General features: G+C 66.4%; 22 protein-coding genes. 15 read left to right on the top strand and 7 right to left on the bottom strand.

Features of this window, described 5'->3' with window-relative positions; genetic code table 11:
• The first annotated feature begins 137 nt into the window (after window positions 1-137).
• The 7 genes from J4573_RS18190 (at window position 138) to J4573_RS18160 (ending at window position 9,299) form a co-directional block, all read left to right on the top strand.
• Window positions 138-2,117: an AAA family ATPase gene (locus J4573_RS18190; RefSeq protein WP_208256845.1), complete on the top strand. Its 1,980-nt coding sequence runs from the start codon at window positions 138-140 to the stop codon at window positions 2,115-2,117.
• Window positions 2,118-2,167: 50 nt separating this feature from the next.
• A complete protein-coding gene (locus tag J4573_RS18185; RefSeq protein ID WP_208256843.1) occupies window positions 2,168-2,779 on the top strand; it encodes a hypothetical protein in 612 nt (203 codons plus the stop codon).
• Window positions 2,772-3,851, top strand: coding sequence for a hypothetical protein (locus tag J4573_RS18180; RefSeq protein WP_208256842.1), 1,080 nt, complete (start codon window positions 2,772-2,774; stop codon window positions 3,849-3,851). Before J4573_RS18185 ends, J4573_RS18180 begins: the two co-directional genes overlap by 8 nt.
• Window positions 3,851-5,209, top strand: a complete 1,359-nt coding sequence (locus J4573_RS18175; protein WP_208256840.1) for a class I SAM-dependent methyltransferase — start codon at window positions 3,851-3,853, stop codon at window positions 5,207-5,209. The genes J4573_RS18180 and J4573_RS18175 overlap by 1 nt, the downstream gene beginning before the upstream one ends.
• Before the next feature lie 828 nt (window positions 5,210-6,037).
• Complete coding sequence (gene purF / locus J4573_RS18170) at window positions 6,038-7,492, top strand: amidophosphoribosyltransferase (RefSeq protein ID WP_208256838.1); 1,455 nt, start codon at window positions 6,038-6,040, stop codon at window positions 7,490-7,492.
• Entirely contained in the window at window positions 7,489-8,514 is a 1,026-nt protein-coding gene (purM, locus tag J4573_RS18165; protein WP_208256837.1) for a phosphoribosylformylglycinamidine cyclo-ligase, read from the top strand. Before purF ends, purM begins: the two co-directional genes overlap by 4 nt.
• A 32-nt stretch (window positions 8,515-8,546) precedes the next feature.
• Window positions 8,547-9,299, top strand: a complete 753-nt coding sequence (locus J4573_RS18160; RefSeq protein ID WP_307796685.1) for a SanA/YdcF family protein — start codon at window positions 8,547-8,549, stop codon at window positions 9,297-9,299.
• A 157-nt stretch (window positions 9,300-9,456) separates the two neighbouring features.
• Here J4573_RS18160 and J4573_RS18155 read toward each other — a convergent pair whose 3' ends face one another.
• Window positions 9,457-9,765, bottom strand: a complete 309-nt coding sequence (locus J4573_RS18155; RefSeq protein ID WP_372442846.1) for a DUF3073 domain-containing protein — start codon at window positions 9,763-9,765, stop codon at window positions 9,457-9,459.
• A 260-nt stretch (window positions 9,766-10,025) separates the two neighbouring features.
• Window positions 10,026-11,117, bottom strand: coding sequence for a Glu/Leu/Phe/Val family dehydrogenase (locus tag J4573_RS18150; protein ID WP_208256836.1), 1,092 nt, complete (start codon window positions 11,115-11,117; stop codon window positions 10,026-10,028).
• Window positions 11,118-11,251: 134 nt separating this feature from the next.
• Between J4573_RS18150 and J4573_RS18145 the strand changes: the two genes are divergently transcribed.
• Window positions 11,252-12,157: a DUF8083 family protein gene (locus tag J4573_RS18145; RefSeq protein WP_208256835.1), complete on the top strand. Its 906-nt coding sequence runs from the start codon at window positions 11,252-11,254 to the stop codon at window positions 12,155-12,157.
• A 238-nt stretch (window positions 12,158-12,395) separates the two neighbouring features.
• Window positions 12,396-12,599 (top strand): developmental transcriptional regulator BldC, encoded by a 204-nt coding sequence (gene bldC, locus J4573_RS18140; protein ID WP_012850682.1) that lies wholly within the window; start codon window positions 12,396-12,398, stop codon window positions 12,597-12,599.
• 348 nt (window positions 12,600-12,947) lie between these two features.
• Here bldC and J4573_RS18135 read toward each other — a convergent pair whose 3' ends face one another.
• The gene (locus J4573_RS18135; protein WP_307796683.1) at window positions 12,948-13,622 is read right to left on the bottom strand and encodes a TetR/AcrR family transcriptional regulator; all 675 of its coding nucleotides are present in this window, start codon (window positions 13,620-13,622) and stop codon (window positions 12,948-12,950) included.
• A gap of 239 nt (window positions 13,623-13,861) precedes the next feature.
• Here J4573_RS18135 and J4573_RS18130 point away from each other — a divergent pair, with 239 nt between their 5' ends.
• The 4 genes from J4573_RS18130 to J4573_RS18115 all read left to right on the top strand — a co-directional run bounded on the left by J4573_RS18130 (window position 13,862) and on the right by J4573_RS18115 (window position 18,410).
• The gene (locus tag J4573_RS18130; protein WP_208256834.1) at window positions 13,862-14,878 is read left to right on the top strand and encodes a LacI family DNA-binding transcriptional regulator; all 1,017 of its coding nucleotides are present in this window, start codon (window positions 13,862-13,864) and stop codon (window positions 14,876-14,878) included.
• A gap of 640 nt (window positions 14,879-15,518) precedes the next feature.
• Window positions 15,519-15,755, top strand: coding sequence for a hypothetical protein (locus J4573_RS18125; RefSeq protein ID WP_208256833.1), 237 nt, complete (start codon window positions 15,519-15,521; stop codon window positions 15,753-15,755).
• A gap of 248 nt (window positions 15,756-16,003) precedes the next feature.
• On the top strand, window positions 16,004-16,879 hold the full coding sequence (locus J4573_RS18120) for an N-acetylmuramoyl-L-alanine amidase (RefSeq protein WP_243773204.1): 876 nt from the start codon (window positions 16,004-16,006) through the stop codon (window positions 16,877-16,879).
• 19 nt (window positions 16,880-16,898) lie between these two features.
• Window positions 16,899-18,410, top strand: coding sequence for a DUF7059 domain-containing protein (locus J4573_RS18115; protein WP_208256832.1), 1,512 nt, complete (start codon window positions 16,899-16,901; stop codon window positions 18,408-18,410).
• An 18-nt stretch (window positions 18,411-18,428) separates the two neighbouring features.
• On the opposite strand, the gene J4573_RS18110 is transcribed toward J4573_RS18115, so the two are convergent.
• Together J4573_RS18110 and J4573_RS18105 are read right to left on the bottom strand one after the other, a co-directional pair.
• Window positions 18,429-19,694, bottom strand: coding sequence for a sodium:calcium antiporter (locus tag J4573_RS18110; protein ID WP_208256830.1), 1,266 nt, complete (start codon window positions 19,692-19,694; stop codon window positions 18,429-18,431).
• 69 nt (window positions 19,695-19,763) lie between these two features.
• Window positions 19,764-20,843, bottom strand: coding sequence for a quinone-dependent dihydroorotate dehydrogenase (locus tag J4573_RS18105; RefSeq protein WP_208256829.1), 1,080 nt, complete (start codon window positions 20,841-20,843; stop codon window positions 19,764-19,766).
• A gap of 238 nt (window positions 20,844-21,081) precedes the next feature.
• Here J4573_RS18105 and J4573_RS18100 point away from each other — a divergent pair, with 238 nt between their 5' ends.
• Window positions 21,082-21,294, top strand: a complete 213-nt coding sequence (locus J4573_RS18100; protein ID WP_208256827.1) for a DUF6243 family protein — start codon at window positions 21,082-21,084, stop codon at window positions 21,292-21,294.
• A 41-nt stretch (window positions 21,295-21,335) separates the two neighbouring features.
• Here J4573_RS18100 and J4573_RS18095 read toward each other — a convergent pair whose 3' ends face one another.
• Entirely contained in the window at window positions 21,336-22,487 is a 1,152-nt protein-coding gene (locus J4573_RS18095) for a hypothetical protein (RefSeq protein WP_208256825.1), read from the bottom strand.
• A gap of 156 nt (window positions 22,488-22,643) precedes the next feature.
• Here J4573_RS18095 and J4573_RS18090 point away from each other — a divergent pair, with 156 nt between their 5' ends.
• Window positions 22,644-23,600 (top strand): SCO0930 family lipoprotein, encoded by a 957-nt coding sequence (locus J4573_RS18090; RefSeq protein WP_208256823.1) that lies wholly within the window; start codon window positions 22,644-22,646, stop codon window positions 23,598-23,600.
• Window positions 23,601-23,814: 214 nt separating this feature from the next.
• Here J4573_RS18090 and J4573_RS18085 read toward each other — a convergent pair whose 3' ends face one another.
• Complete coding sequence (locus J4573_RS18085) at window positions 23,815-25,131, bottom strand: ammonium transporter (RefSeq protein ID WP_307796682.1); 1,317 nt, start codon at window positions 25,129-25,131, stop codon at window positions 23,815-23,817.
• Between the last annotated feature and the right edge of the window lie 201 nt (window positions 25,132-25,332).

Genomic DNA, 25,332 nt, shown 5'->3' with positions numbered 1-25,332 from the left:
CGCGATAACAGTCCGATGTAGGCCATGTACACCTAGTGCCTCAAACCGCATGTATGGAGTAAAATTCGAAAACTGGCACTAAGTAAACAAAACCGATAAACAATACTGAGCAACAAGCCTGAGGCCGATGGAGAACTATGATTAGGTTTCCAATCCTCGAGTCCCTGTCAATTGATGGGTACGGGCTTTACCCAGGTACCCCCAGAAAACCGGGGCTAGAAACGCGCTTTCTGCCCGGCCTTACGCTTGTGCTGGGCGCAAACGGCCTAGGCAAAAGCACGCTGGTGCATCTGATGTATCGAATGTGCACTGGGCTTGCAGATATTGCGGGCTTGGCTGGCGGGCCCTTCGGGTCGCGACAGGTCGATATCAGCGTGATTAGCCCGCGGGAACGCCGAACCTTTGCAGCGAGAGTTAACGACAGCGCCAAAGATGCCGTCTCGACGCTTACCTTCCGGATTGCCGGCGTCCAATTTAGTCTGGCGCGCGAGCTACGAACCTTCGGTCTAGTTTCACTATCCATTAATGGAGAGGAACGACGGCCAACAGAAGAGGAGTTCCAAAACGCAATTGTGACTGCCGCAGGAATACAGAATTTTGCTGACTGGATCCTTATACTTAGGTATCTAGTTTTCTACTCCGATGATAGGGGATCTCTGGTTTGGGATCCTGATGCACAGCGTCATATACTACGCCTGCTCTTCCTTTCGAAGAAGGAAACGCAGAAGTATGTGACGCTCGAGAGTGAAGTCTTGCAAAGAGACACTACTTTTAGAAACCTGAGGGCCACACTTTCTCGGCAAGAGCGAGAGCTTAAGCAGGACGAATTGGCTGTGACGTCTCGATCGGACCTAGAAACAAGTATCAGGGAATTGACGAGATTCCAAGCCAATGAGGAGCAGCAGCTCGAAGAACTGCAAGGTCAGCTCAACCAGATGGATGCTGATCGGCAGACCGCAAGACTGGCAGCGCTCCAGGCAGAGGACGCGAGAGAGTCGGCATATCGCGCAGTTGAACATCAGCGCCTTTTGACCATCAAGGCCGCCTTTCCTGGTCCGCAGGAAAGTGCCGCTTATATTCTCAGCCAGCTGATGGCTGGGGACCACTGTCTAGTCTGTGACTCTAACGTTCCTGCTATCGCGGCCGAATTGCGAAGTCGCATTGACCAGATGCGCTGCCTAGTTTGTGACTCGCCAATTTCTCCAGAAGACACCGCATCAGTTACGCAGGAAGACATTGACTCGGCCAAAGGGAGGCTGAAAGCGGCTGATGTACGCCTCGAAGCGACTAAGTCGTCTCGGGTGGCAGCCGAAGAACGGTATCAGGAGGCAATGATTCGGCTGCGAGGACTTGAAGCATCAACTGCAGAGCGGAACGTCGAACTTGACAGGCTTGCAGAGCAATTGCCCGATGGTGAGAAGGAAATTCGTGCAAGGCGTTCCGAATATAACCAGCTTCGCTCTCGGTTGCGGATCATGGAAGAGGAACTTGTCGAGGCAAAGGCTAGCCACTCCCGGTACATCAGTAGAGTCAACGTAAAGATCGCCGAACAGAGAGAGGCGATCAAAGCGGCGTTTGATAGATACGCTACCGAATTCCTACTGGAGTCATGTGTACTGACTTGGACCAGCCATAAAGTTAAAGTCGGACAAACGGGATCACCCGTGGAGTTCTCTGTATTCAAGATTGACATGACTGGTACCGACTTTGACTCGCCGGTTCGTAGGTCGTCTGCTGACGAGGTCTCGGAGAGCCAGCGAGAATTCATCGATCTAGCCTTTAGGATGGCGCTCGTTGAGGTCGCGGGTGAAGAAGGCCTGGGAACCCTTGTGATGGATGCCCCAGAGGCATCACTTGACGCTGTGTTCGCCCCGAGGGCCGCCGATGTGTTGACCCGTTTTGGTGATCCGGGATTGGGAAATCGTGTTATTTTGACTTCAAATCTTGTTGAAGGTCAACTGGTCCCCACTCTACTTTCCCGCGCGGGTATCACCGACCGTACAAACCCTCGAATTGTTGACCTTACGCGCATCGCATCCCCTACGGCTGCCCTTAGAGCGCATCGTGATGAATACGAGCAAGCAATATCGGAACTTTTTACTAGAGAAGCTTCGTGAGCATGCGTCCAATCACCGACCCTCACGAAGTTCGCGCTCTGGCGCGACTGGTGGCGATCGTAAAGGCGTGTGAACAGGCTGGAATGGCAGCAGTGCCGCTCCCCGCACTCCACGCCATTGCATACTTCGCCGACGCGCTTGCTCCCATTTGGAATATTCCGGTCGTTGAGGCTCAGGTACTAAAGCGAGCTATTTTGCCACTAAACCCCGAGCTGCAGCGAGACATCGATGAACTTGTCGGCATGGCAGTGCTTATTCCTACTCAGATCCAGCATATACAGACCGGAGATGGGTGGCGCCTAGATGCAGAGTACTCTTTGAATTCAATTTTCAGTAGTCGCATCATAGATGCCATGAGCGTCGATGAGGGGTGGAGCCGTGAGTTGCTCCTTGCCAGAGAGGTTACATTGGCCCTAGCCGGCCTTGGAACCTACGGAATCGCAGGCGCGGTCCTCGTAGATGCAACCTACTCGGACCCGCTTCTTGATACGGGTAATGTAGTGGACCTGGCACCGGAGAGCGCCATTCCTACGCGGACGGCCCAGGTGACAGAGCGGTTCGCAACTCTAATGGCTGGAACGCGAGACCTCACAGACTCTGAACTCACTCACCTCTATGTTAGGCATCTTTACGCACAATTGGGGGCCAGCGGCGATGCCTGATCTGCAAGGACCTTGGAGCGACGAGGCAGTCCGACAGACGTTGATGGACTACTTCGGCGTGGGCTCCGATGTTGATCTTCCTGATGAACTTCGGTTTCTAGCTAACGTTGCGCGCCTCTTGCAGAAAAGGATTCGCGAAGGCGAGCTCGAAGCATCTGAACAGCGGCCCGCCCTGTTTTTTCTGCACCCGCAGCGCCCGAACGAGGTGCCAAGTAGAAGCATGAAGCGTGTGCCAATGCTGGATAACGGAGTGCACGCTATTTCAGGAAAGCTCTGGTTCGTCAATCAAATTGCAAGTGACGGATCCTATATCGAATTGATGCCCGAGGAGGACGACGAGGCAATCTTCGACCTTGCTACTAACACACTCAATGCCGGCACTTTTCCAGCAGTTGTTTTTGAGACGCGTACTGTGCCGGTCGAAGCGCGTTTCTATCCATATGGACTCCTCAAGACAGATACATTTCAGGTAGTTCGCCTGGAGGAAACTGCGCTCACATTTGACCAGATATTTGAGAGTATAGACCGGCTATACGAAAGCAAGCTGTGTACTCCCGATGCTCAGAGTCGGGCGGGGAAGCTCTGGGCTGATGCTTCAAAGAGCTGGGTTGCTGACGATGCTGAAGATCAAATTCAGCATGTTGTCCATTGCGGGCTGATTGGGTTCTTCCCCACTTGTACGATCAGGATCGAGCAATCACAAGCAACGGGCCGCCTTGATGTGGAGATAGAGGAGCCTCTCGTCAGTGATCGGAGTCAAATCGTTCGACATGCGATCTTGGAACTAAAGGTACTTCGCAGTAAAAACTCTCGCGGTAACTCCGTATCCGCATCAGTCGTGCAAGATTGGGTTCGTAAGGGCGTTGAACAGGCATCCGCCTATCGAGATGAACGTGGTTCGCGACTCGCTGCCCTCTGCTGCTTCGACATGCGGCTCGCAACAGCTGATGACTGTTTCGAGCCCGTAAAGGAGTTGGCAGAGCAACTCGTGGTCGAACTTAGGTCATGGTATCTTTTTCCTTCATCCGAAGCGTATCGCCGGCATCTAACTGAGAATAGAGAACCTACATAGTGACTGGGATCGATTTGGCTACTGAAGGGGACGACCTCAACGCGCACTATGACGCACTCGCCGAGCGGTGGATACTCACGGATCGCATCGCAGACTATTCTCATTTGGTCACTCCTTCAGGTAACTCCAACGAGCCGATTCACCGCTGGTTTCATTTTAAAGAGGGTTACTCGTGGGCACTAATTCCTCGGCTTCTTAAGGATAGCCCATCTCTCCCCCGTGATCAGCTGGCCATCTTGGACCCCTTTCTTGGGAGCGGTACCACATTGGTCAGTTCATTGATGCTTGGAAGGGAGGAAGGGTTCTCTGTAAGGGGTCTTGGCATTGAAAGGAATCCAGCGATCTATGCGATAGCCGTCGCCAAAGTCAATGCTGCCCTTAAAGGGGTGTCTTTGTTGGAGGCGATTTCCAGTGCGGAGAATGCATTTTGGAAAGAATACAAGCGACTTATTCGGCGACGACAAGATCTTTCGACATCTTCGACGACCCTTAATAACCTCGACTACTTTGATGCAAATCACGTGCATTCTTTGCTGGCCTTGGGCAGGGCTTCCAGAGTTATTGATGAGGTAGATGTTAGGGCAATCTTTCAGGCGTGCGTTGCTGCAGTAGTTGAGCCTGCCGGCCGGGTGAGGCGGGACGGACGTGCTCTCAGGTATATGAGCAAGAAGCGAGTCGTGGATCCCCAGGCGGCATTCAAGGAACGGCTGGCGAAGTGCGTTAATGACATTTCATGCCTTCCGGACCCGTCACGTCATGCTACGGCGGAAGTCCTGCAAGATGATGCTAGAGGGGTCGGTGCCATTGCAGCCGGCTTCGACGCGAACCTGATAGTTTTCTCTCCGCCTTACCCAAACAACATTGATTATACCGAAGTGTATAAAATGGAAGCTTGGGCTTTGGAGCTATACGCTGACGTAGACGAGCTCAAAAATCAACGTCTACGCACCATTCGGAGCCATCCAAGCCTTCGGTTCTCCGATGACTACGCGTTTATGCAGAATGACTTCAAGAACCCTGTTGTGTCGCTGATCTCTCCAATTCTCGATTCAGTTCCGGATGATCGATATCAGCGGGGTAGGCGTCAAGTTATTTCCGGCTATGCTGATGATATGCTTAAAGTTCTCTGTGGCCTCAGGAATGTCGCGGCGGTGGGCTCCTATTGCGCAATCGTCGTCGGAAATTCGATTCACGGCACAGGTACGCAACGCTTTGTCATCGCCGCGGACCTGATACTCGCGCGACTTGCCGAACTTGCGGGATGGCGGGTAGAGGAAATTCGCGTCGCGCGCCTGCTGCGTCGTAGGGCAACTGATGCGGATCACCTCCGTGAGAGTGTGGTGGTACTTCGTTCTTAGCTTCGTATATCGGTGAGGGCCTGCGTCGGGGTCGCAGGAGGCTGGCTGGGAGCGTGTGTCTGTCAATGACTCTGATTAATGGTTATTGGTTGCTTCTGAGTTCGTTGATCGAGTGATCTATAAGGCCATCTTCACCGCCCTGGCGAGGCCGCAGGGATACAGGAACATAGGCGGCATGGACGTTCTTTAAGCTCAGTGGATGTAGTCCGAGTGGGTATCAGCATGGGTTCCTAGGTGCCGGCCCGTCCACACGCTGATTAGAGCGCCGATGGGGCCGTGGTCTAGGCCGCGCCATCGATAAGGCCCAAATGCGGTCGTCGCCTGCGATCGATAGAGGCGCCATCGCGGTGGGTGAGGACGGACCAACCCCTGTGCGTGCTGGTACGAGATGGTTGCGGCGACTAGGGCGACGGCGAGTGCTGTGGTGATCCGCGTGAGGTGGTCAGCCATGGGACGACTTCCCTAGGTGAGCACTGATCGTTCGGTTGTTGGCGGTGGGGCGGGGGTACGGGGTCTCGTGCTGGACTCCATCGACGCGGGCTGTTTCTGTGATCTTGATTGCCATGTGGGGCCTCCCTTCTGCGGGAGGGAGCCAGGGGAGCCTGAGGCGGGAGCCAGTGTCTGTCGATCTAGATCGACGTGGGCTGACTGCCTCGGACTCGGGCCTGGCTGGCCTCTCGGGGTTGGTGCAGGTGGGCGGCTCCCGGATCGGCCTCTCGCGACTCAGGCGGACGTGGCGGGGACCTAGGGGTGTGTCTGTCCCCTTAGAGGTCGGTTAAGGAGATGCGCTGATCGGAGCAGGTGAGGATGGCATCTAGACTGGCGGGCGTGCCTCTCGGTGATGGACGTCTGAGCCACGACATCGACCCCTCTGACCGCTCCCCGCAGGATGCCTGCGGGGTATTCGGCGTCTGGGTGCCTCCGGGCGACGCGGCCCGCGCCGAAGTGAGCAAGCTCACTTATTACGGTTTGTACGCGTTGCAGCACCGCGGCCAGGAATCGGCCGGGATCGCGGTGAGCGACGGGTCGCGGATCGTCGTTTTCAAGGACATGGGCCTGGTCGCGCAGGTCTTCGACGAGTCCGTGCTGAACACGTTGCGTGGGCATATCGCGGTGGGCCACTGCCGCTACTCGACCACCGGGTCGCCCACGTGGGAGAACGCGCAGCCCACGTTCCGGTCCACCGGGACGGGTGGGCTCGCGCTGACCCATAACGGCAACCTGATCAATACGCCTGAGCTGGCCGGCAAGCTGCCGGCGGGGATTTTGACCGCCACCAGTGACACCGAGGTGCTCACGGCGCTTCTGGCGACGCGGGATGGCGGGCCGCTGGCCGCGGCGAGAGAGATCCTGCCGGTGACGCGGGGTGCCTACTCGCTGGTCTTCATGGACGAGGGAACGCTCTATGCGGCCCGGGACCCTGAGGGCATCCGGCCGCTGGTGCTCGGCCAGCTCGAAGAGCACGGGTGGGTCGTCGCCTCGGAGACCGCGGGGCTGGACATCGTGGGTGCCCGGTTCATCCGCGAGATCGAGCCCGGCGAGCTGATCGCCATCGATGGCGACGGGGTCCGGTCCGAGCGGTTCGCTGAGCCTCGGCCCAAGGGCTGTCTTTTTGAGTACGTGTATCTGGCGCGGCCGGACACGACCATCGCCGGGCGGAGCGTTCAGGCGACTCGGGTGGAAGTTGGGCGCAGGCTTGCCCGGGAGCATCCCGTTGAGGCTGAGCTGGTGATTCCGACGCCTGAGTCGGGGACGCCTGCGGCGATCGGCTATGCCGAGGCCTCGGGGATCCCTTACGGGCAGGGGTTGGTGAAGAACTCCTACGTGGGGCGTACGTTCATCCAGCCCTCCCAGACCATCCGGCAGCTGGGCATTCGGCTGAAGCTGAACCCGCTGCGGGAGGCGATCGAGGGCAAGCGCCTGGTCGTCGTCGACGACTCGATCGTGCGCGGGAACACCCAGCGGGCCATCGTGGGCATGCTGCGGGACGCGGGCGCTGCCGAGGTGCATGTGCGGATTTCCAGCCCGCCTGTTGCCTGGCCCTGCTTTTACGGCATCGACTTCGCCAGCCGGGCCGAATTGATCGCCGGGAATCTCGACGTCGAGGGCATCCGGAACTCGATCGGCGCCGACAGCCTGGGCTTCATCTCGCTGGACGAGCTCATCGCCGCCTCCCAGATCGCCAAGGATCGGTTGTGCCGGGCCTGCTTCGACGGGGTCTACCCGATCCCGGTCGAGGAGGACTCGCGCGGCAAGCACCTGCTCGAAGGAGCCCTTAAGTGACCTCGTACGAGGCCGCCGGCGTGGACATCGCCGCGGGCGAGCGCGCCGTGGAGCTGATGAAGTCCCGCGTGGCGCGCGCCCGGCGGCCCGAGGTGGTGGACGACGCCAGCGGGTTCGCGGGGCTCTTCGACGCCTCGGCGTTCCTGAAGTACCGGCGGCCGCTGCTGGCGACCTCCACCGACGGTGTGGGCACGAAGGTCGACCTGGCGCGGCGCCTGGGAATCTACGACACCGTCGGGCACGACCTGGTCGGCATGGTGATCGACGACCTGGCCGTCTGCGGCGCCGAGCCGCTGTTCATGACCGACTACATCGCCTGCGGCAAGGTCGTTCCCGAACGGATCGCCGACATCGTGGGCGGCATCGCGGACGCCTGCGCCCTTGCCGGCTGCGCTCTGGTGGGGGGCGAGACCGCCGAGCACCCGGGGCTGCTGGAGCCGGACGAGTTCGATATCGCCGGCGCGGGGACCGGCGTCGTGGAGGCCGACGAGCTGCTCGGTGCCGAGCGTGTGCGAGCCGGTGACGCGGTGATCGCGATGGCCTCGTCGGGGATCCACTCCAACGGGTACTCGCTGGTCCGGCACATCCTGGCGACGACTGAGCTCACGCTTGAGGCGACCGTCTCGGATCTGTCCCGGCCGCTGGGTGAGGAACTGCTCACCCCGACCCGGATCTACGCCCAGGACTGCCTGGCGCTGACCCGGACGGGGGCGGTACGGGCGTTCTCCCACATCACCGGTGGAGGGCTTACGGCCAATCTGGCGCGTTCGCTGCCCAACACGGTGGACGCGGTGCTGAGCCGTTCCTCCTGGGAGGTCCCGTCGCTCTTCCAGGTCCTGGAGTCGTACGGCAAGGTGCCCCAGGCCGAGATGGACAAGACGTTCAACCTGGGCGTCGGCATGGTCGCCATCGTGGCTCCGGAGGCCGCCGACGAGGCGCTCAAGCTCCTGAACGCCCGCGGCGTCACGGCCTGGACCCTCGGCGAGATCATCGAGGGCACCGGCCAGGCCACCTTCGCCTGAACTCGTTCCACCGCCTCGGCGTCTCAACAGGTGTGATCGTTCCCCGTTCGCGAGCGCTGCTCGCCCTGGCACGCCGCTGGCTGGCCCCGGCACGCCGCTGGCTGGCGCCGGCACGCCGCTGGACGGCGCTGGCTCGCCGCTGCGCGCTGCCGCTGACGGTCCTCGGGGGCCTGCTGGCGTACGCCGTGGCGGCCCCGCTGGGCTGGGCGTACGCCGACACGGCCGACTACCGGCGGACGCCCGCAGACGTTCCCGCGACGCCCGTGGCCCTCGTCCTGGGCGCGGGCATCTGGGGTGACCACCCGTCGCCGCTGCTGGCCCGCCGCCTCGACCTGGCCGCCGACCTCTATCACCGGGGCAAGGTGAAGGTGCTGCTGGTCTCGGGCGACAACCGGGTCAAGGGCTATGACGAGCCCACGACCATGCAGAAGTACCTGGTCGCCCACGGCGTTCCGGAGAACAAGATCGTCCGTGACTTCGCCGGGCTCGACACCTGGGACTCCTGCGTACGGGCCAAGAAGATCTTCCAGGTCGACAGCCTCACCGTCGTCACCCAGAAGTTCCACCTGCCGCGCGCCGTCGCCCTCTGCCGTGCCGCCGGCCTGGACGCCTGGGGCGTGGGCGACGACAGCTGGGGGCCGGGCCGCGAGGACGCCACCGCCAACGGCTACGCCCGCGAACCCCTCGCCATGCTCAAGGCCCTCACCGACCTCACGACCCACCGCGACCCGAAGGTCGGCGGCCGGGTGGAGCCCGGCGTCAAAACGGCCCTGGCGAGCCCCTGACCTTTCACCGGCGATCTCCGGCCTGTTCAGAGGTCCTGTGACGGGACCCTGTTATAAAGGCGCTCGGAGGGGCCGTGAGAGGCCGTGCGGAGCCGTGAGGGGCAAAGTAAACCGCCCGCAAGCGCTGAGCCTGCGGGCGGCCCACCAGGGAATTTGATCAGCGACCGGAGGTGCCGTCTTTGCGGTCGTCCTCGGTGCCGTAATCATCCGCGTAGTCCGCGTACTTGTCGGCAAGCTCGTCGTACGCGTCGTCTTCCGGCGACGTGTCCGTGGAGCTGACTCCAAGCTCACTCTTCAGGCGGTCGAGGTCCGTGCCGCCGCTGTTGTATTTGAGCTGGCGGGCAACCTTCACCTGCTTGGCCTTGGCTCGGCCGCGACCCATTGGCTCGACCCCCTCGATGGTCAGGGCTTTCGTGGGCCCATCAACGCGCGCGTCCACCACACGAACCGGTGCCTGATGAGCCATGGTTCAGTCACGGGTACAACCGTACCCGTTTTGCGCCCGGCTCGGTACATCGTCAGTACGGTGGCGGCACGCTCGTTGCGGAGAACCACAGTGTATCGGCTGATGGGCGAGTTCACTGACGTGGGGCGACACGCCTCAGCAGGGAAAGCCGCGACCGCTAGATCACAATTTCAGGTGTGACCTAGCGGTCGCTCATGGCAGTGATCAGTGGCGTGCCGGCCAGGATCGAGCCCGGGTCGCCGGCCGGGATCCGGCCGGGATCAGTGGCCCCCGAGCCAGATGCCGCGCAGGCGCCCGACCTCGGACATCCGCTGCTCGGCCATCCGGTCCGCGGCGACCGCCGGGGGAACGCCTTCCTCGGCGGCCAGGGCGAAGATCCGCCGGGTGGTGTCGAGGATCCCCGAGGCGCGGGTCTTGGCCCGGTCGAAGCTGAAGCCGCCGATCTCGTCGGCGACCTGGATCACGCCGCCGGAGTTGACCACGTAGTCGGGGGCGTACAGGACGCCGCGGTCGGCCAGCTGCTTCTCGATGCCGGGGTGGGCGAGCTGGTTGTTGGCGGCGCCACAGACGATCTTGGCGGAGAGGACGGGCACGGTCTCGTCGTCCAGCGAACCGCCGAGCGCGCAGGGGGCGTAGACGTCCAGCGGGGAACGGACCAGCGCCGCGTTGTCGGCGACGATCTCGACCTCGGGGTGGCGGGCCTTGACCCGCGCCACCGCGGCCTCGCTGACGTCGCAGATCACGACCTCGGCGCCGTCCTCGCGGAGCAGGTCGACCAGCCGGTGACCGACCTTGCCGACGCCCTCGACCCCGACGCGGCGGCCGCGGAGCGTGGGGCTGCCCCAGGTCGCCTCGGCCGCGGCGCGCATGCCCTGGAAGACGCCGTAGGAGGTCAGGATCGACGAGTCGCCGGCGCCGCCGTGCGCGACCGTACGGCCGGTCACGTAGCCGCACTCGCGCGCGACCAGGTCCATGTCCTCGCTGAAGGTGCCCACGTCGCAGGCGGTGTAGTAGCGGCCGTTCAGCGACTCCACGAACCGGCCGTAGGCGCGCAGCAGCGCCTCGGACTTGTCGGTCGTGGGATCGCCGATGATCACGGCCTTGCCGCCGCCGTGGTCCAGCCCCGCCAGGGCGTTCTTGTACGCCATGCCGCGGGACAGGTTCAGGACGTCGGTGAGCGCCTCCTCCTCCGACCCGTACGGGTAGAAGCGGGTGCCGCCCAGTGCCGGGCCGAGCGCGGTGGAGTAGATCGCGATGATCGCGCGCAGGCCGCTGGCCTCGTCTTGGCAGAAGACGACCTGCTCGTGTCGGGGTTCTGAGCCCTTGTGGGGCGACCCGAAGACATTAGGCACGGTAGTGCCCTCCTCTCTGTCTCTAGATCAGACTATGACCGGCTTGTCTCGGGCGCCGCCTCTCCAGGTAACGCGGTCGTCTCGGTGCCGTCGTCGCACCCTCGCGGGACCTGGCCCCATGTCACGATGCGAGGGTGCTTCCGTACGCCGCGTACCTACGGGTTTATGAGCCGGTGACCGCGTTTCCGGAACCCGCACGGACCCTGTGGACGGCCTACGCCGACTCCCGGCGGCGGCCGCGGCGCGTTCACGCGCTGGGCGCCGAGCACCTGGAGGCCGCGCGCCGCTTCACCGCGGCGCCGCCCGAGCCCGTGCCCGCGCGCGAGAGCCGGCACGCCTACGTCCGCCGTACGGCCGAGATGATCTACGTCTGCCCGTGGGAGACGCGGCTGCGGTCCTGGCTGGCGTTCGACGAGTTCCGTGCGACCCTGCCCGCCGGGGTGGCGGACGCCTTCGTGCCCACCGAGGTCGCCGACCAGGCGTCGTACGAGTTCCAGCGCTGGCAGGAGGCCGGGCGCTCGCTCCGGCCGCACATCCTCTCCAGTACGTGGCACGTGCCGCTGGCCTGGTTCGTGGCGTTCGCCCCCACCGAGCGTTGCCTGCTTCTGGGCGCCCAGGTGCGCGCGAAACGTAAAGCCATGGCCGGTTCTGAGGAAAACCCTGGTCGAGGCCCTGCGGCCGCCATCCCTGCGCGTACCCTCATCTACGTCACGGGGATGGCCGCCGCGCGCCGCCGGGTCACCGGAGCGCTGCGGACCGTACGCGCCAACCTCGACGACGAAGCGGCCCTGGCCCCCGGCCAGGTGGAGTCGCTGGCCAGGTGGCTCGCGGAGTTTCACCCGCAGGCACTGGTCGAGCTGGATTACGGGGGACTCGTCCATCTGCTGGACGACCGGACGCTGAGCGCCGACGAGTCGGTGCACGAGGTCAGTGTCGCCCTCGCCGCGATGGAACGTGGCGAGGTCGAGTTGGCCGTCGCGATGTACAAGCGTCTCCTTGCCCGCTGGCGCCCTGTACGGGCTCTTGAATCGGCGAACTGAACAAATTTCCCGAATCCGCGCGCGATACGACTATACGTGTCGCTAGAATCACGCAGCGTGACCCAGTCGCCACTGAACACGCAACTACAGTCAGGGACTTGCTTGTTGCGTTGAGTGGTGGCAAGGTTACACGTTGTGATGTCATAGTGGCTCTTTCGGGCCATAGGGGACATCAGTGACCGCGCGAGGATCAATCGCAGGATCGCTGTCATCGGTCCACGGAGGAGAGGCCGCACACATGTCAGCACGTACGCCAGAGGCTGAGCCCCTGCTGACGCCGGCAGAGGTGGCGACGATGTTCCGCGTCGACCCCAAGACCGTCACGCGGTGGGCGAAGGCCGGGAAGCTCACGTCCATCCGCACCCTGGGGGGGCACCGCCGCTACCGCGAAGCTGAGGTGCGGGCGCTGCTGGCGGGTATTCCGCAGCAGCGCTCGGAGTAACAAGCTCCGACCGGCGGAATCCCGCCGGACCTGCACTGTCAAGAATTGGGGGGCGGCCAGGACTGCCCTGAACAACCCCGGACCTGAGCTTGGACGGGCCGCTGTTCAGAGTTTTCCTGGGCGGAGGTTCACGACTGTGATCGACCGAGAATCGCAGCTCGTGAGCTACTCACCGTACGAACCGGATGTCCCGTTCACACCCGTGGGCGGGACATTCGGCATGGCGAACCCCGCGGTCCACTCGTGGACGGCGGGGCTCAGGTCTGGGGAGACCTGAAGCCAGAAGCACCCGAGAGCAGGGGCCGCCACGGCGGCCCCTCATTCGGTTGAGGGCCCTGGGACGTCCGGTCAGGACTCGGGGGTCAGCTCTTCTTGGGCCAGGCGGTCGAAGAGGGCGGCGGTGCCGGGCTCGTGCTGGCCCGCCACGTGCAGCAGGACGACCAGGTGGTCGACCAGGAGGCGCTCCAGCTCGGAACGGGAGACGTCCCGGTTCTCCAGCCAGTCCAGGCCGGCGGTCTCGACCGAGGCCATCCAGGAGCGCAGCGTGATGCGCAGCACCGGGGAGGGCGTCTCGACCTCCATGGCGTGCAGGATGCGGCCCAGCAGGAGCTGGCGGATGCCGTCGACTATCTCGCCGACCTCGCCCGAACGGTCGGCCGGGCCGCCGCGCAGCAGGGCCGTGAAGCCCGGCGCGTGGCTCTCCACGAAGTCGAAGTAGCGCTCGAGCGAGATGCGCAGGCGGTCGATCGGGGTGCCCTCGGTGGGCGGCTCCAGCAGCACCGACAGTTGCTTGGCGGCCGAGCCCAGCGCCGCGATGTAGAGCTCGTACTTCCCGCCGAAGTAGTGGTAGACGAGGGCGCGCGACGCCCCGGCCGCCGCCGCGACGTCGTCGATCGAGACTTCCTCGGGTGAACGGGTGCTGAACAGCTCCAGGGCGGCCTCGATCAGCTCGTCCCGGCGTTCGTCGACGCTCAGCCTGCGCCTGCCTCGCGCCTTTCCTGCGGCCACTGCACGATCTCCCACGTGGGCAGCGTATCTGAGCTTGGCGAGCGGAACGGTGTGCAGAGCGGGCGGGCGGGCCGGGTTTTCCTACCTGTGATCCACGACACCACAGGCCCGAACTGCCATTGCTGGCTGCCCGTTACTCACTGTTGCGACGATATGGGGTGAAGGCGAGGCATCATGGCATCTCCTCCCAAGCGAGGAGGGCGTTCCAGCCCTGAGGAGCGCCTTGGCGGCAGGTCCCCCCCGGACGGAGAGCCATGTCAGCTGGTGATGTAAGGCCCCCCAAGCCCACGATCCGTAATGTCGCCGAACGGGCCGGCGTTTCCAAATCGCTGGTCTCGTTGGTCATGCGCGGCTCGCCCCATGTGAGCGAACGCAGGCGACAAGCGGTGTTGCAGGCTGCCAGAGAGCTCGGCTACCGGCCGAACGCGGTCGCGCGCAGCCTGGTCGAGGGGAGGACCCGGCTGATCGGGGCGATCGTCGCCGACCTTCACAACCCGTTCTTCGCCGAGTTCCTGGACGGCCTCCAGGAGAGCCTGCACGGCGAGGGCCTGCGGATGCTGGTCGGCAGCGGCCGCTGGGACCCGCTGTTCGAGGCCGAGGCGGTCGAGGCCTTCCTGGAGATGCGGGTCGACGGGCTGGTGCTGCTCAGCGTGGTGCCCGACTCGCTGAAGGAGGCCGCCGCGAGCGTCCCGGTCGTCGTGGTCGGCGAACGCGATGTCGTGGGGGTGGACATCGTGGTGGACGACGACGAGCTCGGCGCGAGCCTGGCCGTCGACCACCTGGTCGAGCTCGGCCACCGGCGGATCGCGCACATCGAGGGGGCACCGTCGACGACCGCCCGCTACCGGCGCGCGGGCTACGAGAAGGCCATGGAACGGCACGGGCTGGCCGAGGAGATCGTGGTCGAGCCCGGCGACTTCACCGAGGAGGGCGGCTACCGGGCCGCGCGCGTGCTGCTGTCGCGCTCGCACCGGCCGACCGCGATCTTCGCGCCGAACGACCTGGTCGCCACCGGCGCGCTCTCGGCCGCCGACGAGCTGGAGCTGACCGTTCCGGAGAACCTCTCGATCGTCGGCTACGACAACACCCACCTGGCCGCGATCCGGCACATCTCGCTCACCAGCGTCGACCAACCCCGGCGGGACATGGGCCGCGTCGCCGCCGAGATGCTGACCGCGCGGATCGACGACCCCGCGCGGGTGGCCCGCCAAAACCTGGTGGTGCCCCATCTGGTGGTCCGCTCGACCACAGGCCCGGTCCCGGCCGTCTGACGGCCCGGGCCGTTCAGGCCCGTTCAGGTCCGCCGTCCGAGTCCGCGGCCCACGCTGTCGTGTGACCGCCTGGCTCGCCGTACGACCGCCCAGGAGTTCGCTGGGTGACCGTACAGGGCCCCTTCCGCGTGAGCGCTCCAGGCTCCGCTGTGTGACCGATCAAGCCCCGTTCAGTGATCGGCCCGCCCCCCGCCTCATGCCGGCCCGCCCCCGGCTTGTGCCGGTTCGGCCCCGCCTCATGCCGGCCCGCCCCCGGCTTGTGCCGGTTCGGCCCCGGCTTGTACCGACCCCGCCCGCGCCCTGCGCCAGTCCGGCCCCCGGCTTCTGCCGGCCCGCCGGCCCCGGCTTGTGCTGACCCGCCCGCGCCTTGTGCTGGGCCGGCCCCTGGGGGCCCGGCCTTGTGATCGGTCTCTGTGATCGGTAGTGGCGAGGTCGATCAATCTCCCTAACGAGTAAGAGGCTGGCCAAGCCTGCCGCAATTGGCGGGCCACGGGCCGTCCGCGGGGAGTTAATGGATCCACCGTTCGGCGGGTCGGGGGAACCGCGCGTTCGGGTCGCCTCGGGGGAGACGGCCCGGCACAGGGGACTCCGCCGAGTGGACACGGAGTAAGGATCATGTTCACCCAGGGGGGTTCAATTCGTGCGTGATCCGGAATTGGTGTCGTGCGCTCAGCGCGCGGCAAGTGAGTTGGAGCGCGCGTGGTCGGAATGGCGACACGCGCGCGGACTGGCCGAACAGGTCTCGGAGTCCGTCGCCAGCTACGTGGCCCACTCGATCGATCACCCGTGGGGACGACCCCGCGTGGTGTTGGGCCTCGACGCGGACGAGGCGAGAGCCCTCGCGGCGCTCCTCTGCAAGGAGGACGCGCTCCGCTGACCCGTTCGGGCTGATTGGGGACGTGGCCGCGGCCGTGCCGACCTCCTAGGGGAGGGCACGGCCGCGGCCGCTTCATGTGATGAGCGCCGCGGTTCCGGGGGACGGAGCCGCGGCCGCTTCATGTACGGAGTGCGGCGGTCTCGTACCTAGGAGTTTCGGGTGGATTCTTGCGACTTCGTTTGACGAACTCCAGCCTGTGTGCAAACTGGCAGGGGTCGATAACGAAGTCATCACAGGGGGACGGGCCTTTGCGAATCCACCGACGCGGCGCCATGGCGGCGGGCGGCCTGGCGTTGTGCCTGGTCACGCTCACGGCATGCGGCGGTGACGGAAAGAGCTCGGCGAACCAGAACGGCGAGGGCGCGCAGCCCCCGGTGGCGACCGGCGGCGGTACGACGCCCGCGGGCGCGACCGGCAAGCCCGACGGCCAGTCCAAGGGCGACGGCGACTCCGGTTCGGGGTCCGGCTCCCTCAAGGGCAAGGTCATCGCGATCGACCCGGGCCACAACGGCGGCAACTCCGAGCACCCGTCGGCGATCGCCAAGCAGGTGAACGTCGGCAACGGTCACAAGGAGTGCGACACCACCGGCACCTCGACCAACTCCGGTTACAACGAGTCCGCCTTCACCTGGGACGTCTCCAAGCGCCTGGTCAAGCTGCTGAAGGCGCAGGGCGCCAAGGTCGTGCTGACCCGCGACAGCGACACCGGCGTCGGCCCGTGCGTCACCGAACGGGCGGGCATCGGCAACCGCGCGCACGCGGACGCGGCCCTGTCGATCCACGCCGACGGCGCCCCGGCGAGCGGCCACGGCTTCCACGTGATCGAGCCGCTGCCGGTCAAGGGCTTCAACACCAAGATCGTCCCGGCCTCGGTCAAGCTGGGCCACGCGCTCCGGGACGCCTTCAAGGCCGGTACGGGCATCCCGTACTCCAACTACATCGGCTCCAAGGCGCTCGACCAGCGCGACGACCTGGGCGGCCTGAACCTGTCCACGGTGCCGAAGGTCTTCGTGGAGTGCGGCAACATGCGCAACTCCGGCGACGCGGCCAAGTTCACCAACCCGGCCGACCGGCAGCGCATCGCCGAGGCGTTCGCCAAGGGCTTCGAGGCGTACTTCGCCTGATCCCCGCCGACGCGGAATGATGGATCGAGTGTCCGATCGCTCTGAGCTCCTCGTCTCCGTACGTGCCGCCTTCGACCAGGCGGGCTACACCGTCGCCGGGGTGAGGGACCTGCTCGGCGCGACCGCCGGCGGCGCGCTGGCCCGCGACGAGATCGTGCCCGCGCTGCGTGTGACGCGCGGCGGCTCGCCGCTGGAGGCGTTCGCCCGCCTGTTCTGGCTCCAGGTGCCGGTGAACGAGGCGCCGCTGCGGGAGATCGCCGACGTTCTGGTCGCGACCGGTCTCGCCGAACGATCGGGCGACGAGCTCCGTGCCCTCCTCCACGTTGAGCCGCTGGAGTCGGTGAGCGGCGAGGGCCACGCGGGTCATGTGGTCTCCGATCTGAAGGCCCGCCCGGGTTCCGGGGTGGAGCTGAAGCCCGATCACGTCGTGGGTACGGGCGGCGCGTCGGCCAATCTCGCCCGCCTGGTTGTCCACAGGCCTGTGGACAACGCCCTCGATCTCGGCACCGGATGCGGCGTCCAGGCCGTCCACCTGGCCGACGCCTCCGTACGCCCCGCGCCGGGCTCGATCACCGCCACCGACGTCAATCCCCGCGCCCTGCGGCTGGCCCGGATGAGCTTCGCGCTGTCGGGCCTGGAGGACGTCGAGACGCTCGAAGGCTCGCTCCACGAACCCGTACGGGATCGGACCTTCGACCTGATCGTCTCCAACCCGCCGTTCGTCATCGGGCCGCCCGATGCCGCCCTGGTCTACCGCGAATCGGGCCTGCACGGCGACGAGTTCTGCCGCCGCCTGGTGACCGGTGCGCCCGCGCTCCTCACTGAGGGCGGGACCTGCCAGCTGCTGGCGAACTGGCTGCATATCGACGGTGTCCCGTGGGAGGAACGGGTCGGCTCCTGGCTCCGCGAGACCGGCTGCGACGCCTGGGCGGTCCAGCGCGACGTCCAGGATCCGGCGGAGTACGCAGAGCTGTGGTTGCGCGACTCGGTCGAGACCGGAACGCCCGCCTACACGGCGCGTTACGACGCCTGGCTCGACTACTTCGAGAGCCGGCGGGTGACCGGGATCGGTTTCGGCTGGATCACGCTGCGGCGCACCTCCGCCGACTCGACCGCCGCCGCACCCGCCGCGCCGGCCGTACGGGTCGAGGAGCTCCGGCACGCCGTCGAGCAGCCCGTCGGCGCCTATGTCGGCCAGGTCCTGGACGGGCTCGTGGACGGCGCGAAGTTTTCCACAGGCTGTGGAGATCTCCCGCTCGCCACGACCCCGGTCGTTCAGGAGCAGATCGGCCCGCCCGGCGCCGAGGATCCCGAACGCATCGTCCTCCGCCAGACCGGCCGCCTGCGCCGCGCGGCCGGGGTCGGCACCGTCGAGGCGGCCCTGGCGGGCGTCTGCGACGGCACGCTCCCGCTCGATCCGCTGCTGGACGCCATCGCCCAGCTGATGGCGCTCGACGCCGACCAGGTGCGCGCGCACGCCGAGACCGTCCTCCCGGAACTGATCGCGGACGGCTTCTTCGAGCTTCCCTGATCAGCCGGCTGACGGGTCTCAGTCGGCGTGCGGCAGGTTGCGCACGGCCATCTGGAACGACCGCCCCAGATCGCGGCGGCGGGCGATCAGCACCGAGAAGCCGATCGCCAGGTAGACCAGCGACAGCCACATCCGCGCGGTCTCGCCGGGCAGCACGAACTGGACGGCGAACAGCCCGAACAGCAGCGCCGCCTCCCAGCGCTTGAAGTAGAGGTCGATCAGCAGGGCCAGGCCGAGCACGGTCTGCGCGGCCGTCAGCAGCACCTCTTCGACCTGCCGGGAGTCCAGCGGCAGCGACCAGCCGCCGCCGCCCAGCTTGTAGGCCAGCGGCAGCGTGCCGACCAGCAGCGTCCACTGGTTGACCTTGCTGGACAGCAGCGCGCCGATCGCGTCGTTGTCGCGCAGGCGCCACGCGAAGACCACCGCGACGATCAGCTCGGGCGCCTCCGAGGCCAGCGGCGCGAGCCACTGCACCAGCAGGAACTCGTCGATGCCGAGCCTCGACCCGGCCTTCACCAGCGACTCGGCGAACGGCTCGGCCGACGCGAAGATGATCAGCGCGCCGACCAGGAACCCGCCCCAGGTCACCAGCCGCCGCGGCCCCTTCGGCAGCGCGACGAGCACCTTCGGCACGCCGACCAGTTCCTCCACGTCGTCGCCGCCGCACCGGATGATCCGCACGACGTACGCGATGTAGATCAGGATCAGCACGATCGAGGCGTACCAGCCGATCTCGCCCGTGAGCGGCAGGACGAACGCCACGACCGCGGCGATCGCGAGGAAGCCCAGCTCGATCCGGTGATGCTCGGTCAGGTGCACGTCCCGCCGGGTCAGGTCGGCCTCGCTCGCGCTCCCGGCGGTCCGCCGGTGCGGATGCTTGGCGCGCTGCCGGGCCCCGAGCGTGAACGCGAGCACGACCAGCGCCCAGCCGACGCCGACCAGCAGCCGGTTCGCGCCGGTCATGTTGGCGGCGGCGTACGAGGTGTATTCGGGCTTGGAGCCCGCCGCGTAGGCGTAGTAGAGGTCCACCGCGTACTCGGGCAGGACGGCGATCAGCGCGAGCAGCGCCAGCGCGAGCGCGCCGGACATGTCGGCACGGGCGGTCTCGGCCGCCCACATCAGCAGGACGGCCGCGCCGAGCACGCCCGCACCGAAGACGATCATCCCGGCCACCGGGCTCGGGTGGACCCCCGCCACCCGCAGCACGACCGCGGGCAGGGCGATGACCAGGGTGGCGGCGACCCGGGCCGCCAGGGTTCCACGCGAGATCGTCTGAACGGACATGCCTGCACAGTGCCGTCAGGCGGGTCTGCCGACACCAATGTGCCCGTTCGCGCCCGGCAAATTTCCCGATCAGTGACCGGCGGAGACCTCGCCCAGCGTCCGGTAGGAGCTGCCGCGCAGCCGCCGCGCCAGCTCCCGGTTGATCTTGTACGCCCAGAGCGGCCCGCCGTAGATCATGCCGGTGTAGCCCTGGACCAGGGTCGCGCCCGCCCGCAGCCGCTCCCACACATCGTCGGCGTTCTCGACACCACCGACCGAGACCAGGACCAGCTGGTCGCCGACCCGCGCCTTGAGCCGCCGCAGCACCTCCACCGAACGCGCCTTCAGAGGCGCACCCGACAGCCCGCCGGTCTCCTTCACCAGCGCCGGGTCGCTCGCCAGCCCGTCCCGCCCGATCGTGGTGTTCGTGGCGATGATGCCGTCCAGCCCCAGTTCGAGCGCCAGATCCGCGACCGCGTCCACATCATCGTCGGCCAGATCCGGCGCGATCTTCACCAGCAGCGGCACACGCTTCTCGGTAGCCCGGTCGGCCGCCTCCCGTACCGCCGACAGCAGCGGCCGCAGGTGTTCGACCGCCTGGAGGTTGCGCAGCCCAGGGGTGTTGGGCGAGCTCACGTTCACCACCAGGTAGTCGGCGTACGGGGCCAGCCGCTCGGCGCTCGCCACGTAGTCCCCGGCGGCCTCGGCCTCCGGAACGACCTTGGTCTTGCCGATGTTGACCCCGACCACGGTGCCCGGCCGCCGCGCCCGCAGCCGCCGCGCCGCCGCCTCCGAGCCCTGGTTGTTGAAGCCCATCCGGTTGATGACCGCCCGGTCCGGCACCAGCCGCCACAGCCGCGGCTTCGGATTGCCCGGCTGCGCCTGCCCGGTGACCGTGCCGATCTCCACGTGCCCGAACCCGAACGCCGCCAGCGCCTCGTACGCCACCGCGTCCTTGTCGAACCCGGCCGCGAGCCCCAGCGGCCCCGGGAACTCCAGCCCAAACGCCCGCACCGCCAGCGCCGGATCACGCGGCCCGAGCACCCGCTTGACCAGCGGAGCCGCCGGCGGAGCGGCCTGGATGACCCTCAGCGCCCGCATGGTCGCGTGATGGACGCCCTCGGCGTCCATGAAGCGGGCAATGACCTGGTTGAACAGAAGTCTGTACATCGCGATCGATTGTCTCAGGCGAAAACCTGTTGAGCGCCATCCCGCCCCCTTGGCAGGGTGGGGAACATGCTGATCAATGCGTACGCCACCGCATGGTGGCCGACCCCGTTGCGTGTGGTTCGCGAGCGCCTGGCGGCTGGTCCGGCCTAGACGCGATCAGCGGCCGCTCCCGCGATCTCCCGCGCAGGCCGGACATGGGTGCACGAAATCCAGCACGCCTGTCCTACGGGAGACCACCATGTCCAAGAACCGTGGCCGAGACGGCCTGCTCGGCGTAGGCGGCCAGCGCAAGAAGCTCTCGCGCAAGTCGCTCGCCGGCAAGCCGGGTTCGTCGCTTCCCGAGAGCAACGATCCGCTCGCCCAGAAGCGGGAACTGCTGCGCAAGCTCCGTGAGCGCTCGCAGCAGCAGACCGACACCAGCGAAGAGAACTCGAACGAAGAGAACGAGTAACCGTTGAAGGGCCCGGCCACCACGGCCGGGCCCTTCTCCGTTCAGCCTCGGAACGCGCGCCTGAGCTGGAGCCGGATGTCGCGGGCGGCCACGCGGACCGGGAGCACGAGGCTCTGGTTGATCCAGCGCAGCGGTGCGCGCACGGTGACGTGCCACACGGTGCGGACGACGCTCCCGATCCAGCGGGCGGGCAGGACGACGAACGTCCGCCAGACCCACGTGACGCCCAGGCCGATCGGCCGCAGGACGTACCGGTAGATCGCGAGCGCCGGGATCACGATGAGGACCCGGCCCAGCCGGCGAAGGATCATGCTCGCCGTCCGCCAGGCCCACGCGAAAGCGGCGGCGATCACGCGCCAGACCGCCGCGATCCCCGACCCGATCGCACGGAAGACGGCTGCGATCCCACGGCCGATGTACGCGAGCCCGGCGCCGATCACTCGGGCGACCGCTGCCAGGCCGGCTCCGATCGCGCGGCCGATCGCGGCGATGCCGTGGCCGATGTAGGCGAGGCCGGAGCCGATCTTGCGGAGCAGCCACCACAGGCCTTGCAGCGGCGGGCGCAGGATGTGGCGCCACAGGAGGGCCAGCGGGAGCACGACGACCGTGGCGAAGACCCAGGCGATGGCCATCGCCACGGCGCCCGCCGCGGTGGCGATGCCTCTGAAGAGCCAGGCCAGGCCCCTGCCGACGAGGGTGAGCGGTAGGACGATGAGGACGTTCAGCAGCCAGAGCAGGCCTCGCCACAGCCGAGTGAAGCCGGTGGCCATGCCGCGGCCGATCCAGGCGAAGAAGCGGCCGATCGGGGCGAGGAGCATCCGGTAGAACCAGCGGCCCAGGCGGCCCGTTCCCCGCCCGAACAGGCGCAGGAATCCGAGGATGACCACGACGACCAGCCAGCGCAACGGCCGGACGAGCAGGAAGTCGAAGGCCGCCGCGATGCCGTGGCCGATGGCGGCGAAGAGGCGCCCCACGGGGCGCAGGAGCCACGCGTAGAGCGCCTGGCCCACTGTCCGCATCAGGCCACGAATTCCCCGGCCGATCAGCATGAACAGGTCGTGAACGAGGCGGAACGGCAGCACGACCACCAGGGCGATGGCGCGGGCCGGAACGACGATCCAGCCGGGTCCGGCGGGCGGCGGATCGGGCGGCGGCGCAACGGGTTTGAACAGGTCGACCCTGTCGTCGTCCATCACCATCGCCCGCACCTCCTGGCTCTTGGACGGGCCAAGAGCCATTGCGGTTCGCGTGTCCGGCGTCACGCAAGCGATTGAACCCGTTCCCCACCGGTCCCCGTACTGCGAGGCGATCCCGGGGAGAGCGGCGCGGCTGCTCCGCTTCGAGTGAACGTGACTGACTGGAGGAACGAGATGGACTTCCCGAAGTGGGCGATCCCTGCGGCGGCCGCCCTGACCGCGACGGGACTGGTGCTGACCGCGTGCGGCACCGAGCAGGCGAACAACAAGAAGAACCTGTCGGCGGGCGCGCAGGCCAAACCACAGCAGGACACGGCTCAACAGGTGGCGGAGCCGACCACGCTGGAGGTGGCCAGCGTCAGCAAGATCGGCAAGGTCGTGACGAACGGCGAGGGCAAGACGCTTTACCGCTTCGACAAGGACACCGCGCGGCCGCCGGCGTCGACGTGCATGGGCGCGTGCGCCAAGGCGTGGCCGCCGGTGTGGGCCTCCAACGAGGACCCGCAGGTGAAGGGCGTGGACGAGAGCCTGGTCGGCAAGGTGAAGCGGCCCGACGGCAAGTGGCAGGTGACCTTGAACGGCTGGCCGCTCTACACCTACGCCAAGGACCAGAGTCCCGGTGACGCCAAGGGCCAGGGCGTCGGCAAGACCTGGTACGCCGCGGCTCCGGACGGCAAGAAGGCCGCCGCGAACGTCGCCGCGCAGCCCACCCAGCAGGGCGGGCGCTGGGCCGGCTGGACGAGCATCAAGGTCAAGCAGGACGCCAAGTACGGCGCGATCGTGACCGACGGCAAGGGCCGCGTCATGTACCGCTACGACAAGGACAAGCCCAAGGACTCCACCTGCTTCGGCGCGTGCAAGAAGGCCTGGCCGCCGGTGACCTTCAACGGCTGGAAGAAGCTCAAGCTCGAGGGCATCGAGCGCAAGGACGTGAACTTCATCGAGCGCAAGGACGACGGCAAGTGCCAGCTCACCATCAACGGCTGGCCCATGTACTACTACGAGAAGGACACCACCCCCGGCGACACCAACGGCCAGGCCGTGGGGAACGTCTGGTGGCTCGTCTCGCCGACCGGCAAGAAGATCACGACCGCGCCGAGCGCGGGGTGACGGCGGCGACGGCGGCTACGGGAACGGGAGCGGCTCCGGTTCGGGCTCCGGCATTGGCTCCGACTCGGGCGGCTACGGAGGTGGCTACTGATCCCGACGAAGTCGGGCCGGGGGGCCTCAGCCACGCACGCGAGCGCGCTACCTGACCTGCGGGTCCGAAGCCGGAGGCGAGGACCCGCAGGTCAGATCGCGAAGCGATGTCGCGCTCGCCTCTTTAGCGGTTCGGTTCGCGAGCCGCCAGGCGAGCGGGCCGAGGCCGCGAAAGCTCAGAAACAGGGCCGAGGGGCGTCGCGTGGCCGAGGACGCCGTGCTCGTACGCGGTCTCGGCGTGCAGTGCGAGGTCCACGCCGGAGGTCTCGTCCTCTTCGCTCACCCGGAAGCCCATCGCCTTGTCGATCACCTTGGCGATGACGTAGGTGGCGGTGAACGCGAAGGCCGCGACGGCCGGGACGGCGATCGCCTGCTTGCCGAGCTGGCTCGCGCCGCCGCCGAGCAGCAGTCCCTCCTTGCCGCCGGTCATCATGCGGGAGGCCAGCAGCCCGATGAGCAGCGTGCCGATGATGCCTCCGACCCCGTGCACGCCGACCACGTCGAGCGAGTCGTCGTAGCCGAGGCGGAACTTCCAGCCCACCGCGTACGAGCAGACCACGCCCGCCGCCAGCCCGACCGCCAGGGCGCCCAGCACGTTCACCGATCCGCACGAGGGCGTGATCGCGACCAGCCCGGCGACCACCCCGGACGCGGCGCCGAACGTGGTCGGGTGCCCGTCCCGCCGCTGCTCCACGAACAGCCACCCCAGCAGGCCCGTACAGCCCGCGACCAGCGTGTTGAGGAAGACGCCCGCCGCGATCCCGTCCGCCGACAGTGCCGAGCCCGCGTTGAAGCCGAACCACCCGAACCACAGCAGCCCGACGCCGAGCAGCACCATCGGCAGGTTGTGCGGCCGCATGGCCTCCTTCTTGAAACCGATGCGCGGCCCGAGCACCAGCGCCATCGCCAGCGCGGACGCGCCCGAGGCGATCTCGACGACCAGCCCGCCCGCGTAGTCCAGCGTCCCGAGCTCGGCGATCCAGCCGCCGGGACCCCACACCCAGTGCGCGATCGGGACGTACACCAGCAGCGTCCACACCGGCACGAACACCAGCCATGCCGAGAACTTGGCCCGGTCGGCGACGGCGCCGCTGATCAGCGCGGCCGTGATGATCGCGAAGGTGAGCTGGAACGTGGCGAACAGCAGCTCGGGCACCTTGCCGTGCGCGGTCTCCGGCGTGATCCCCGAGAACCCCGCGTGGTCCAAGCCGCCGAGCAGCCCGCCGCCGATGTCGTCGCCGAACGCCAGGCTGTACCCGGCCACCAGCCACACGACGGTGACCAGCGCGATCGACACGAAGCTCATCATGATCATGTTGAGCGTGCTCTTGGCCCGGACCATCCCGCCGTAGAACAGCGCGAGTCCGGGGGTCATCAGCAGCACGAGCGCGGTGCTCGCCAGCAGCCAGGCGGTCGCACCGGCGTCGATCTTCTCGGGCACGTCGTCTCCCAGGAGGGGGGCCAAGTGTCCGGTTGAGGATCATCGATGCCCGTTTCGACCTTGATGCCGATGTGTTACCGCCAGGTTTCGCGTTTCCTGTGTGTTGCGATTTGATCACCAAGAAGTTGGCGTCTCGACAGCCCCGGAGCGCGGTGTTTCAGTGAATGCACGGTCCCGCCGCGTAATGGGACCGGTACAACC

Origin of the sequence: Actinomadura barringtoniae, assembly GCF_017573505.1 — a bacterium.
Classification (GTDB): domain Bacteria; phylum Actinomycetota; class Actinomycetes; order Streptosporangiales; family Streptosporangiaceae; genus Spirillospora; species Spirillospora barringtoniae.
This window is presented reverse-complemented; position numbering and strand designations above follow the sequence as displayed.